Below are 12916 nucleotides of genomic sequence, written 5' to 3'. Positions count from 1 at the left end.
GCATGGACTCCCATGGGGTACCGCGGCCGCCCGGTCGGCTCGTCCGCGCACCAAGCATAACTGCCGGGGAGCGAGGGCAGAGCGTCTAGCATGTGCGAGTGCTCATCCTCCTGCCTCCCAGCGAGGGCAAGACCCCTCCCTGCTCCGGGCCGCGCCTCGACCTGTCCTCCCTGCTCGCGGCCGACCGGCTCACCGCCACGCGCCGCGAGGTGATGGATCAGCTGGCACGGGTGAGCTCCGCTGCGGACGCCACCGCGGTTCTCGGCCTGGGCCCGCGCTCCAGTGCGGACGCCGCCCTCAACCTCGTCCTCGACGAGGCCCCGTGCGCGCCGGCCCATGAGCTGTACACGGGCGTGCTCTACGCGGCCGCGAACCTCGGTGGGGCGGGCGCGCCGGGCGGGGCCGAGGCGCTGTCGCGCCATGTGGTCATCCTCTCGGGCCTGTGGGGCGCCGTGCGGGCCACGGACCGGCTGCCCGACCATCGCCTGGCGATGGGCGCCTCCCTGCCGGGATGCGGAAGGCTCGGCACGTTCTGGAAGGAGCGGCTCCCAGCCGTCCTCGGGCCGATCGCCGAGGAGGCGGGGCTCGTCGTCGATGCCCGCTCCTCGACCTATGCCGCCGCCTGGCAGCCGGATCGCTCCTGGGGCGGAGAGCTGCTCCGCATCCGGGCGGTCCGGCTCCGTCAGGGCCGGCGCCAGGTGGTCTCCCACCACGCCAAGCACGTGCGGGGCCTGCTGGCCGGGGAGCTCATCGCCCTGCGCGCCGACGGCCGTGCGCCGTCGACGGCGAGCGGCGTGGCCGAGGTGGGCGCTGGCCTGGCCGGCGTGGCGGACGCGGAACTGTCCGCCCCGGACCGCTCGGGGCGCCGCGACCTGACCCTCGTCATGGCCTGAGCCCCTGCCCGGTGGGCGCGCCGACGGCGCCCCGACCCGATTCCCGGGTCAGGGTGTCGAGGGTCCCCCGGGAGCCGGGACGGCTCAGATGTCCATGCGCACGAGGATGACGTCATTCTCCTCGGCGTGGATGACGGCGTCGGCGGGCGCGGCGTCGATGCGGGCGAGCTCCGCGGGGCTGAGCTCGACGGAACCGCCTTCAAGGCGGTGCCCGTGGAGAGCGAGGACGCCCAGGCCCCCGGTGGCGGCGCGCACGGCGTCGTAGTCGGCGAGGAGGGCGGCGGAGATGGTGCCGGCGAGCTCATCGCGCCGGGCCCGCAGGCGCTCGGTCTCCTCGTCGATCCGCGTGAACTCGGCGTCGCGCTCGGCGGTCAGTTCCCGGCCCGCGGCGCGGATGGCCTGCTCCTCAGCACCGAGCCGGTCGGACTCGGCCTGGGCCGCCTCGAGGGCCTCCATGGCGGCGATCTGGGCGTCCTCGAGAACCGCCTGGCGCCGTCCGAGCTGGTCGATCTCCCCCTGGATGGCGGCCAGGTCCCGGGCGGCGTCACTGCCCGCGGCCAGGCGCTCGCGCAGGGCGGAGGCTCGGCGAACGACCTGCCCGACCTCGTCCTCGGCGTGGGTGGCGCTCCGCTTGGCCTCGGCCAGGGCGGCGGTGGCCAGCAGGGCGGAGCGCTTGTTGTCCTTGAGGCGGGCGACGGTCGCCTCGATGCGGGCCAGGACGGGCAGGGCGCGCCGCTCGTGCGCGAGCCTGGCGAGTGCGGCGTCGATGTCCTGCAGGTCGATGAGGAGTCGCTGCTCGGCGAGGGGGGCGCTGGTCACGGGGGTCCTTCCGGTCGTCGAGGGTGGGGAGGGCGGGCGGGGCGTCAGCTCACTGGAGCGATGCTGGCGCTCAGGCGCATGGCCCAGGGGTCGGTGCAGATCGTGGAGACATGCGTGAAGAGTCTACGTCCGCCGTGCTCGGCGGCGGTGGCCAGCCGCTGGGCGAGCGGGGGCAGGCCCACCCACTCGGTGGCCCAGTGGGTGCCGCAGATAAGGTAGGGGCGCCCGGCCTCCAGGTGCTCGCTGGCGGGGTGGTGGCGCAGGTCAGCGGTGAGGAAGACGTCCGCGCCGGCCTCGCGGGCCCGGGTCAGGAGGGAGTCCCCCGCTCCCCCGGAGACGGCGATGGTCTCCACCGTGGCGTCTAGGTCGCCGCCAATGAGAATGCCGGGCGGCGAGTCGGGCAGGGCGGCGGCGACGGCCTCGGCGAGGTCGCGCAGGCGGGTGGGCGCCGGCAGGGAGCCGATGCGCCCGATGCCCTGGGCGGGGTCGGCGGGGCTGGGATCGAGCGGGACCGCACCGAGCAGGCCGATGGAGGCCGCCAGCGCCGCAGCGACGCCGCCGTGGGCGGCGTCGAGGCTGGTATGGGCATTGAGCAGGGCGATGCCGGAGCGGATGAGGCGGTGGATGACGCGACCCTTGGGGTCGGTGGCGGCCACGTGGTCGGTTCCGCGCAGGTAGAGGGGGTGGTGGGTGATGATCATGTCGGCGCCGCGCTCAATGGCCTCGTCGACGACGGAGGCGACGGGGTCCACGGCGAGCAGGATCGAGGCCACGGGAGCCTCGGGGTCCCCGCAGATGAGCCCGTTGGAGTCCCAGGACTCGGCCAGGCTGGGCGGGGCGGCGGCCTCGACGAGGGCGACGACGTCGGCGACGGTCAGCGCCTCCGCGGCCGAGGGGTCCTCCCCGGCGGTGGGTCGCTGGCGGAGCGGCGAATCGATCATGAGTCAAGGCTAGTCGCATGACGCCGGGCGGCCGCACCAGGGGGCGGGCGTCCTGCGGGGCGGCCGCGCGCATGGGGCGCGGCGCCGTCGTCGTACGCCGGAGGCCCATGATGAGCAGCAGCCCGCGCTCCAGCGCGAACCAGTCATACCGATGAGATCAAGCGGGTCATGCGCGCCCAGGCGCAGCCGGACGCCGAGGGGAACAAGCCCGATGTCATCATCACCGAGATCGGCGGGACCGTCGGCGATATCGAGTCCCAGCCCTTCCTGGAGGCGGCGGGCGAACTCAAGACCAAGCCGACCCAGCACTCGGTGGCGGCGCTGCGCTCCATCGGCATCGCGCCCGATGCCCTCGTGCAGCGCACGGACCGCCCCCTGCCCGAGGGGATCAAGGGCATTGTGGCTCATGTGCGATGCGGCCCGTGAGGCGGTCGTGGAGTGCGCGGACGCCTCGAGCATCTACGAGGTCCCGCCCACTCTGCACCGCGGGGGCATGGACACCTTCCTGGTCCAACGCCCGGGCCTGACCCTCCGCGATGCCGACTGGACGGAGTGGAACGGCCTGCGCGAGCGGGTCCACAACCCCTCGCACCGTCTGGAGGTGGCGCTGGTCGGCAAGCACATCGATCTCCACGACGCCTATCCGTCGGTCTCCGAGGCGATCCGCCATGCGGGCTTCACCTGCGACGCCCGGGTGGACATCCGCTGGATCGCCTCGGGCACCTGCGAGACGCCCGAGGGTGCGCAGCGGGCGCTGGCGGGGGTCGATGCCGTGGTGGTGCCGGGCGGCTTCGGCGTGCGCGGAGAAGGAGCCGGAGACGCCCGATCCCGTGGTCACGCCGATGGAGGCGCAGTGCGAGTTCGTCACCGGGGACGGCGGCCCGGGCGGCACGATGCGCCTCGGTGCCTACCCGGCGGTCCTGGCCGGGGGATCGCTGGTCGCTCGGGCCTACGGAGCCAGGCAGGTCATCGCAAGGCGTGAGGAGCGCCATACGTCCAGCGGCAATGATTCCGGAGTCCGGACGCGTTGATAAGGCGAACCTTATCGACGTCCAGTGCACGGCACTGGGCCCTATCGCTCCGAGGAGTTAACCGACATGCCCCGATTCCTTTCCCGACACAAGCGCCTCGTGGTCTCCCTGACCGTGGTCTTCCTGGCCGCCGCCGGCGTCGGCCTGGCCGTGTTCAAGCCGTGGCTGCTGTTCATCGACCGTACCGTGGATGATGAGATCCCCGTCTTCTCGGTGGCGACGGCGGATGCGGCGCCCCAGGCGGAGTCGGGCGGGGCGACGGGGGCGGACAGCGTCGGCGGTGCCACCGACGCGCCCGCGCCGCAGGGGCCCGTTCAGGTGGCGAGCGGCTCGTTCATCTCCCACGAGCACTCGACGAGTGGGACGGCGCGCGTGCTGCGCAATCCGGACGGCTCGCATCAGTTGGTGCTGGAGGACCTCGCGACGTCGAACGGCCCGGACGTGCGGGTGTGGCTGAGCGCTGCGCCGGTGATCGAGGGCAAGGACGGCTGGTTCACGGCCGGGGACCACGAGCATCTGGACGTGGCGCCGATCAAGGGGAATCTTGGCAACCAGGTCTACGACCTGCCCGCGGGGACGGACCTGAGCGCGTGGACGAGCGTGGTTCTGTGGTGCGACGACTTCGACGTCTCCTTCGGCGCCGCCGAGCTGACCGCCGCGTGAGAACGCGCAGGGGCGGGTGCTGACAGGCGGACGCGGGCTTCGGCCTCCCGAGCCTCCCGGGTCCCAACCCCCTCAGGCCCTCAGTGTCAATTCTGTCAATTCTGCTGCCGTGGGAGTGGATCCGCGCGAGGAGGCCGACGACGACCGTTGGGGTTCCGCCGATCGCGCAGGGGCCGCCGAGCCGCCGACCCGCCCACGGCAGCAGGATTGACACCGCTCCCGCGCCGAGTCCGCTTGGTGCGGGTTCGTATAGGGGAGTCGTGGTGCCCCCGGCGGGACTCGAACCCGCACGCCTCGCGGCATCGGCTTTTAAGGCCGCTGTGTCTACCGGTTCCACCACGGGGGCGAGCCGCGGCCCCATGGGCCGGGCCGCGGTGCGGTACCCCCACCGGGATTCGAACCCGGGACCTTGTGCTTATCAGGCACGGACGAGGTATAAGCTCGCTGCTCTAACCGCTGAGCTATGGGGGCCGGTGGCGGGCGGGGCCCGCGCCTGAGCGAGGCTACCAGTGATGACCCCCTGTCCACATGCGGATGACCGGGCCAGTCGCCCCGGGACGTCGGCCTACGCTGTGGCCGGGCGCGGAAGCGCGCCCATCGCCCGCGCCCTCGCGCCCCGATACCCACCCCGATCGTTGGAGAGAACGATGAAGCTCGCCCGACGCGCCGTCGACGCCCCGCCCTTCCACGCCATGTCGATCGGCGCCCGCGCCCAGGAGCTCGAGGCCGCCGGGCACCGGATCGCGAAGCTGAGCCTGGGAGAGCCCTCCTTCGGCGCTCCCCCGGCCGTGCGAGAGGCCATGAGGGAGGCGATGGACGGCCGCCCGCTCCCCTACACGCCCGCCATGGGACTGCCGGCCCTGCGCGAGGCCATCGCCGGCCTCTACCGCGACCGCCACGGCGTCGTCGTGGATCCCGCCCGCATCATCATCACCAACGGCGCCTCCTCAGCGCTCCTCCTGACGACCCTGGCCACCGTCGACGATGGGGACGACGTCCTCATCGCGGACCCGTCCTACCCCTGCAACCGGGAGCTCGTGGATGCCGCCGGTGGCCGCTGCGTCCTCGTGCCGACGACGCCGTCCAGCCGCTTCCAACTGGACCTGGCCGGGGTGGAGGCGGCCTGGACCCCGGCGACGAGCGCTGTCATGATCGCCACGCCGTCGAACCCCACGGGCGCCTCCATCCCCTTCGGCGAGCTCGCCGCCATCTGCGACCTCGCCGCCGAGCGGAGGGCCTGGAGGATCGTCGACGAGATCTACCTGGGCCTGGCCGACGGCACCGCGGACGGCCGGCCCGCGCGCACCGTCCTGGAGCACGACCCGGAGGCCGTCGTCATCTCGAGCTTCTCGAAGTACTTCGGGATGACGGGGTGGCGGCTGGGTTGGGCGGTCCTGCCCGAGGGCCTCGCCCAGGCGGCGGAGAACCTGGCGGTCAACTTCTTCCTGTGCGCCTCCGCGCCCGCGCAGATCGCCGCACTGGCCGCCTTCACGCCGGAGTCACTGGCGGTGTGCGAGCAGCGGCGCACCGAGTTGCTGGCCCGCCGTCGGATCGTCATCGGAGGGCTGGAGCGCCTCGGCCTGCCGGTGCCCGTGGCGCCCGACGGCGCCTTCTACGTGTACTTCGACGTCTCCGGCACGGGCCTGTCGTCCTGGGACTTCTGCATGAGAGCGCTGGAGGAGGCGCATGTGGCCCTCACCCCGGGCCTTGACTTCGCGGCCTCCACTGGGAGCACGCACGTGCGCCTGTCCTACGCCGCCTCGCGAGAGGAGCTGGCCGAGGGCCTGGAGCGGTTGAGCGAGTTCCTCCGCTCCCTCGGGTGACGCCGTGCCCATCGACGGGTGCGCCCTGGTGGTCGGCGCGCCCTGGCCGGCTCACGCCCCTCAGGCGAGCCGGTCGGCGAGGGCAGCCAGCACGGGCGAGCAGCCGCCGTCGACGATGACCTCCGCCACTGGATCGGCCTGGGTGCGCCCGCGGTTGATGACGATGAGACTCGCGCCGCCGGCCAGCGCGGACTGGACCACCCACATTCCGGTGGAGACTGCCAGGCTCGTCCCGGCCACGATGACCGCCTCGCACTCGCGCGCTGCGGCGAGCGCGCCCTCCATCGCCTCCTCGGGCAGGCCCTCGCCGAACATGACGATGCCCGGCTTGAGCAGGCCACCGCAGGCCTCGCAGTCGACAGTCCGGAAGTCGCAGGCCTCCGCCTCGGCGCGGCGCGCCTCGGGGGTGATCTCCAGGTGCATGGGGTCGAGGTCCTCGATCAGGCCCGGGTTGAGGGCCCGTAGGCGCTCGGAGACCTCGGCGCGGGTGCTCCGCGCCCCGCAGCGCAGGCAGACCACTGCGTCGTAGGAGCCGTGGAGCTCCCAGAGCTTGCGCACGCCGGCACGGGCGTCGAGACGGTCGACGTTCTGAGTGGCCACGCCCATGATCGCGCCGGCGGCCTCGAGGCGCGCCAGAGCGCGGTGCCCGGCGTTGGGCTCCAGGGCCTCCAGGGAGCGCCACGTGGTCTCGTTGCGGAACCAGAGCCAGCGGTACCAGACGGGGTCGGCGGCGAAGGAGGGAAGATCGACGGGCTCGATCGGAGTGGTGCCGACACCCCGGTAGTCGGGCAGCCCGGAATCGGTGGACATGCCCGCGCCGGTGACGACGAGCGTCCGCCGTCCCTCGATGATCGCCGCGATCGCCTCGGCTGCTTGCATCTCCTGCGCGGCGCCGTCGTCGCCCGCGCCGACCCGGTCGGATTCCCCGGTGGTGCTCCTGCTCATGCTGGTCATTCCCTCCCCTGCTTGCCCTGCTCCATCGCAGCTCCGCTCGCGCGACGGTACGGGAGCCGACTCCCCCATTGTCGCGCCACGGCGGCGCCGAGCGCTCGGATCCCGGCCGCCCCGGTGGCCGAGCGCGGCGCCCAGGCGGGCAGGGCGATGGTCAGGGCGAGGTCGGCGGCGGCCAGCACCGTGCGCATCGGTCCGGGGCGCGCCGGGGCTGCGACGCGCGGGGGCATGGGGGCGAGCCGGCGCGCGAGGGCCGGGAATCGGCGCCTGGCGATGAGCCTGGCCTTGACGGCGTGGAGCGGGTCGGAGACGAGGATGATGGGGCCGTCTCCGCCTGCGGCCCCGATGAGCGGTGGCAGGGCGCCGATGTTCTCCCAGGTGGAGCGCGAGGCGGTCTCAGTCAGAGTGGCACCTCGCCAGCCGAGGCCGCGGGCGTGCTCGGCGAGCATCTCCGCCTCGGGGCGCTCGCCGGCGACGGGGCCTCCGGAGCAGATGAGCAGGTCCCCGGGGCGCAGGGCGGCGACGGCGGCCCTGGCGCGTCGCCGGTTGGCGCCACCCGCGGTCGGCCCGGCATCGGCGTGCCCGAGGACGACGACGATCCTCCTGCCGCGCCCGCCCTGCCGACCAGGCTCGCGCGGCCCGCGCACGGCAGCCGGTTCATGACGGGCCCTCCGCTCTCCCACGGCACCATCCTGTGAGGCCCCGCGCGCAGGCGCAAGCACGCGCGAGGAGGCGGCATCAGGAGGTAACGGCGGCGCCGGGGCCTGTGGACCACCGGCGCGCGCCGCGCCCCGGCCGTGCGAAGCCTCAGGGCCTTGTCCCAAGGCCTTCCCGGCGGAGTCGGGGATCATGGGTCAGGATGTGACGGATATGCTCATCCCGGCCAGATCGAAGAGCGTGGCGAGCTCCTTGGGGCCCAGCCAGCCATCAGGATCGGATGCTCCCGTGTGCTTGCGCTGGAAGCCGGTGGTGCCCCCGTATCCGGAGGAGCCGTCCCCAACGGTGCTGGTGCCGTAGTGGCCGTCGACGTACTCCCACTTGAGCCATTCGGTCCTCGCCAGGGCGGTCTCGAGGGTGAACACCTCATTGCCGTAGGGGCCGATGGGCGTGCCCTCCTTGTCCGGATCACTGTACCGGGCCTCCTTGAGGTGGGAGACGGAGACCGAGTCCACGATGTGGGGCCCATCGCCGCCGTCGCCAGTATTCGGCAGGCCGGGCCGGGGGACGACGGGAACGCCGTTCAAGGATTCCGGCCAGGTAGCACCCTCCTTGAAGAGGATATGCACATGGTCGATATGATTGTCAGAGACATTCTTTCGTTTTTCCGTGCTCTCCCTCCAGCCCTCCCCGGGGTGCGAGTAGCCCCAGAACCAAGGGTGATCCGCCTGGTTCCGGCTGAAGATGATCCCTTCGACCTTCAGCTCATCCGCATGCTCGACGATCCAGTCCGTGAAGGCCAGCCCGGCCTCCACCTCGAGAGCATCCGGTCTCATCCCCGTTTCAGCGGTGATGACGATATCGATCGCCCTCCCGGATTGGTGCTCCTTACTGCCGGTTCGATATCCAGAGCCCACCCAGAGCTTGCTGCTCACCGGAGGAGAACTCCGCTTGATCGCCTCGTGGAGTCGACGAACGATCTCCTGGACTCCTTCATCCATCTTCTCCAGGACCGTCCCCTTGAAAGGGTCGATCGCCGCCTGCCTCATCCCTGCTCGTCGTCATGACCCGCTCCGTTCCAAGTCGACCCGGCGCGAGCGTACGAGGATGCGCTGAACACGGCGCGCCGGGCATCGGTATTCGTCTGTCCAGCACATCGTTTCGACAAGCATGCGGGGACGGCGCGATGAGCGCCGTCGAGCACCATTGCACAGCGGCCCCGCCCATTCACCCCAGGGCGACCGCAGGACGAGCGCCGATTCACGCCCCGTTAGCCATCGGTCGGCCTCATTCAGAGATTTATAGGAACATTATATGCATGACATCACATTCAATGAAACCTATTCAAATATGATCTATATCACATATATCTGACCAGGTGGGGAGCATTCGTGGCGCACTGCGTCGCCGCACCAGCGATCGCCGCCGCGCTGCGGGACTGCGTACGCGCGCTCCCAGCCCCGTCCCCCGCTCCTTCGCGCCGACGATTCGGTGGACCCGGCCGGACTCGAACCGACGACCGACGCGGTGTAAGCGCGTTGCTCTACCGACTGAGCTACAGGTCCCTGGGGCGCCCCGCTCGGGGGGCGCCCGGCCACCCGGCGCCTCAGCGGCGCCGACTGGAGATGCGGATGCCGCTCCAGGCATCGCCCATCGAGGCCGTCGACGTGGCGTGCATGCCCGCCGTCGCCGCCGCCTCCTCGACATCACCCGCCGCCACGGCGCCCGCCGTGCGCGCCTTGGGCGTGAGCACCCAGATGATCCCATCGCCGTCGAGGTTGGCCTGCGCGTCAACGAGCAGGTCCGTCAGATCGTCGATGTCGCCGTCGTCGGCGCGCCACCACACGATGGCGGAGTCGGCCACGTCCTCGTAGTCCTCGTCCACCAGCTCCGTGCCAGTGAGAGCCTCGGCGGCCTGCCTCAGGGCCGGGTCGACATCGTCGTCGTACCCGAACTCCTGGATGATGAGACCGGAGGCGAAGCCGAAAGCCCCGCCCGCTGCGCTCGCCACTTTCCCTCTACCGTCCTTCCGGGCTCAGCGCCCCTGCTCCGGCCCCCGTGTGGGGCCTGTGCATAGCCCAGCGCATGAGGGCCGCCCGCGCAAGCGCATGTCCGCTCCTCGGCGCGCCGCGGCGCCCCCGACGGGGCCACGCCACGTGCCCGACCTCACAGGCCGCTTGGGACTTCTTTCCCCCTTGGCCGTCCTGAAGCGCCTTCGGACGCCGTAGATTAGAGCCCAACAGGACGCGGGCCGACCCTGGGCTCGCGGCGGACCGGGTCACCGGGCGCGCAGGAGCGACGCCGGGCCGCCCAGCCCGCCAGCGCCCTCCAATCCATCGGAACGACGCAAGGAAGAGGATTCCGTGAGCCCCACCAGCGATGCCACCCCCCTCATCGACGGCCTCCTGACCAAGGTCAACGACAACGATCCCGAGGAGACCCAGGAGTGGCGCGAGTCCCTCGACGCCCTCATCGCGGAGAAGGGCGCCCCCCGCGCGCGCTTCATCCTGCTGTCGATGCTCGCCGAGGCCCGCAAGAAGAACGTCGCGGTCCCGGGGCAGACCACCACGCCCTACATCAACACCATCCCCGTGGAGGATGAGCCCTACTTCCCCGGCGACGAGTCGATGGAGCGCGCCTACCGCCGCTGGCTGCGCTGGAACGCCGCCGTCATGGTCACCCGCGCCCAGCGCCCCGGGGTCGGCGTCGGCGGGCACATCTCCTCCTACGCCTCCACCGCGACCCTCTACGAGGTCGGCTTCAACCACTTCTTCCGCGGCAAGGACCACCCCGGCGGCGGGGACCACGTCTTCTTCCAGGGCCACGCCTCCCCCGGCAACTACGCCCGCGCCTACATCGAGGGCCGCCTGAGCGAGGACGACCTCGACGGCTTCCGCCAGGAGGTCTCCCACCCGGCGCGCGGCAAGGGCCGCGGCCTGCCCTCCTACCCGCACCCGCGCCGCATGGAGGACTTCTGGGAGTACCCCACGGTCTCCATGGGCCTGGGCCCGGCCGAGGCGATCTACCAGGCCTGGTTCGACCGCTATCTGCAGGGCGCCGGCATCAAGGACACCAGCCAGCAGCGCACCTGGGCGTTCCTGGGCGACGGCGAGATGGACGAGCCCGAGTCGCGCGGCATGCTCCAGCTCGCCGCCAGCCAGCAGCTCGACAACCTCACCTTCGTCATCAACTGCAACCTCCAGCGCCTCGACGGCCCGGTGCGCGGCAACGGGAAGATCGTCCAGGAGCTCGAGGCCTCCTTCAAGGGCGCCGGATGGAACGTCATCAAGGTCCTGTGGGGACGCGGCTGGGACCAGCTCCTCGCCGCGGACAAGGACCACGCCCTGGAGCACCTCATGATGGAGACGCTCGACGGCGACTACCAGACCTTCAAGGCCAACGACGGCGCCTACGTCCGCGAGCACTTCTTCGGCCGCGACCCGCGCACCGCCGCCCTGGTCAAGGACTGGACGGATGAGGAGATCTGGGCCCTCCAGCGCGGTGGCAACGACTACCGCAAGATGTACGCCGCCTACAAGGCCGCCACCGAGCACAAGGGGCAGCCCACGGTCATCCTGGCGCACACGGTCAAGGGCTACCTGCTCGGCTCCCACTTCGCGGGCCGCAACGCCACCCACCAGATGAAGAAGCTGACCCTGGACGACCTCAAGGGCCTGCGCGACCGGCTGCACATCCCGATCACGGACGAGCAGCTCGAGGCCAACCCGAAGATGCCCCCCTACTACCGGCCCGCTGCGGACGACCCGGCCCTGCTCTACATGATGGATCGCCGGCGCCAGCTCGGCGGCTTCCTGCCCGAGCGCCGCGACAGCCCCAGGCAGATCCAGCTGCCCGGCGACCGGCCCTACGACACCCTCAAGGGCGGCTCGGGCAAGCGCGAGGTCGCCAGCACCATGGCCTTCGTCCAGCTCCTCAAGGAACTCATCAAGGAGGACGGCATCGGTCGGCGCATCGTGCCCATCGTCCCTGACGAGTCGCGCACCTTCGGCCTGGAGTCCCTCTTCCCCACGAAGAAGATCTTCAACACCCAGGGCCAGAACTACACGCCCGTGGACGCCGAGATGATGCTGTCCTACCGCGAGTCCACGGACGGGCAGATCATGCACACCGGTATCAACGAGGCGGGCTCCGCCGCGCTGTTCCAGGTCGTCGGCACCAGCTACGCCACCCATGGCGAGCCGATGATCCCGGTGTACATCTTCTACTCGATGTTCGGCTTCCAGCGCACCGCGGACCAGTTCTGGGCCGCCGGCGACCAGCTCACGCGCGGATTCATCATGGGCGCCACCGCCGGTCGCACCACGCTGGCCGGCGAGGGCACCCAGCACATGGACGGGCACTCCCCGCTCATCTCCGCCACGAACGAGGCCGTGGTCACCTACGACCCCGGCTACGCCTACGAGATCCGGCACATCGTGCGCGACGCCCTCGAGCGCTGGTACGGGCCCGAGACCGGGCGCAACCGCGATGTCATGTACTACCTCACCGTCTACAACGAGCCGATCAGCCAGCCCGCCGAGCCGGAGGACGTGGACGTCGAGGGCATCATCAAGGGCATCCACCGCCTGTCCGGCCCCGCCGACGGCGATGGCCCCGAGGTTCAGCTCCTCGCCTCCGGCGTGAGCCTGCCCTGGATCGAGGAGGCCCGCCGAGTGCTCGCCGAGGACTGGGGCGTGCGCGCCTCCACCTGGTCCGTCACCTCATGGAACGAGCTGCGCCGCGACGCTCTGGCCGCGGAGAGGGAGAACTTCCTCAACCCCACCGGCGCCCAGCGGGTGCCCTTCGTGACCTCACGCCTCCAGGAGGCGCAGGGCCCCTTCATCGCCACGAGCGACTACGACCACCTCGTCGCCGACCAGATCCGCAAGTGGGTCCCGGGCAGCTACCACACGCTCGGCGCGGACGGCTTCGGCTTCTCCGAGACCCGGCCTGCCGCGCGCCGCTTCTTCCTCATCGACTCGGCCTCCGTGGTCGTCAAGGCGCTGCAGGCGCTGGCCGATGAGGGCAAGCTCGGGCGCGACGTCGTCGCCCAGGCCATCGCCCGCTACGACCTGACCAACGTCAACGCCGGCACCTCCGGTTCCGACGGCGGCGACGCCTGAACGCGGCGCCTGCGG

General features: G+C 71.5%; 10 protein-coding genes, 3 tRNA genes and 1 pseudogene. 5 read left to right on the top strand and 9 right to left on the bottom strand.

What is annotated here, in order from left to right:
- Positions 1-98 precede the first annotated feature (98 nt).
- Positions 99-893, top strand: coding sequence for a YaaA family protein (locus B1H55_RS05075; protein ID WP_077241030.1), 795 nt, complete (start codon positions 99-101; stop codon positions 891-893).
- Between the two features lie 84 nt (positions 894-977).
- Here the strand turns inward: B1H55_RS05075 and B1H55_RS05070 are convergent, their stop codons facing one another.
- Positions 978-1712, bottom strand: a complete 735-nt coding sequence (locus B1H55_RS05070; RefSeq protein ID WP_073453372.1) for a zinc ribbon domain-containing protein — start codon at positions 1710-1712, stop codon at positions 978-980.
- Between the two features lie 44 nt (positions 1713-1756).
- Positions 1757-2653 carry a Nif3-like dinuclear metal center hexameric protein gene (locus tag B1H55_RS05065; protein ID WP_073453374.1) on the bottom strand — a complete coding sequence of 299 codons (897 nt, stop codon included), beginning with the start codon at positions 2651-2653 and terminating at the stop codon, positions 1757-1759.
- 147 nt (positions 2654-2800) lie between these two features.
- Here B1H55_RS05065 and B1H55_RS05060 point away from each other — a divergent pair.
- Positions 2801-3642: pseudogene (locus tag B1H55_RS05060) on the top strand (CTP synthase); the annotation flags it as partial.
- Between the two features lie 108 nt (positions 3643-3750).
- Positions 3751-4347: a DM13 domain-containing protein gene (locus B1H55_RS05055; protein ID WP_073453380.1), complete on the top strand. Its 597-nt coding sequence runs from the start codon at positions 3751-3753 to the stop codon at positions 4345-4347.
- Positions 4348-4608: 261 nt separating this feature from the next.
- Here B1H55_RS05055 and B1H55_RS05050 read toward each other — a convergent pair.
- Both B1H55_RS05050 and B1H55_RS05045 read right to left on the bottom strand, forming a co-directional pair.
- Positions 4609-4693, bottom strand: a tRNA-Leu gene (locus tag B1H55_RS05050).
- A 34-nt stretch (positions 4694-4727) separates the two neighbouring features.
- A tRNA-Ile gene (locus B1H55_RS05045) sits at positions 4728-4818 on the bottom strand.
- Positions 4819-4994: 176 nt separating this feature from the next.
- Between B1H55_RS05045 and B1H55_RS05040 the strand changes: the two genes are divergently transcribed.
- A complete protein-coding gene (locus B1H55_RS05040; protein ID WP_077241029.1) occupies positions 4995-6170 on the top strand; it encodes an aminotransferase class I/II-fold pyridoxal phosphate-dependent enzyme in 1176 nt (391 codons plus the stop codon).
- A 60-nt stretch (positions 6171-6230) separates the two neighbouring features.
- Here B1H55_RS05040 and B1H55_RS05035 read toward each other — a convergent pair whose 3' ends face one another.
- From B1H55_RS05035 to B1H55_RS05015, 5 genes are all read right to left on the bottom strand, one after another.
- A complete protein-coding gene (locus tag B1H55_RS05035; RefSeq protein ID WP_077241146.1) occupies positions 6231-7115 on the bottom strand; it encodes a Sir2 family NAD-dependent protein deacetylase in 885 nt (294 codons plus the stop codon).
- 5 nt (positions 7116-7120) lie between these two features.
- On the bottom strand, positions 7121-7804 hold the full coding sequence (locus B1H55_RS05030) for an ElyC/SanA/YdcF family protein (RefSeq protein ID WP_157750266.1): 684 nt from the start codon (positions 7802-7804) through the stop codon (positions 7121-7123).
- Positions 7805-7975: 171 nt separating this feature from the next.
- On the bottom strand, positions 7976-8827 hold the full coding sequence (locus tag B1H55_RS05025; protein WP_077241027.1) for a VldE C-terminal domain-containing protein: 852 nt from the start codon (positions 8825-8827) through the stop codon (positions 7976-7978).
- Positions 8828-9270: 443 nt separating this feature from the next.
- Positions 9271-9343 (bottom strand) — tRNA-Val (locus B1H55_RS05020).
- 41 nt (positions 9344-9384) lie between these two features.
- Positions 9385-9789, bottom strand: coding sequence for a DUF3052 domain-containing protein (locus B1H55_RS05015; RefSeq protein WP_073453396.1), 405 nt, complete (start codon positions 9787-9789; stop codon positions 9385-9387).
- Positions 9790-10141: 352 nt separating this feature from the next.
- On the opposite strand from B1H55_RS05015, the gene aceE reads away from it, so the two are divergent.
- Positions 10142-12901 carry a pyruvate dehydrogenase (acetyl-transferring), homodimeric type gene (gene aceE / locus B1H55_RS05010; RefSeq protein WP_077241026.1) on the top strand — a complete coding sequence of 920 codons (2760 nt, stop codon included), beginning with the start codon at positions 10142-10144 and terminating at the stop codon, positions 12899-12901.
- Positions 12902-12916 lie beyond the last annotated feature (15 nt).

Origin of the sequence: Actinomyces denticolens, from assembly GCF_002072185.1 — a bacterium.
GTDB classification, from domain to species: domain Bacteria; phylum Actinomycetota; class Actinomycetes; order Actinomycetales; family Actinomycetaceae; genus Actinomyces; species Actinomyces denticolens.
This window is presented reverse-complemented; position numbering and strand designations above follow the sequence as displayed.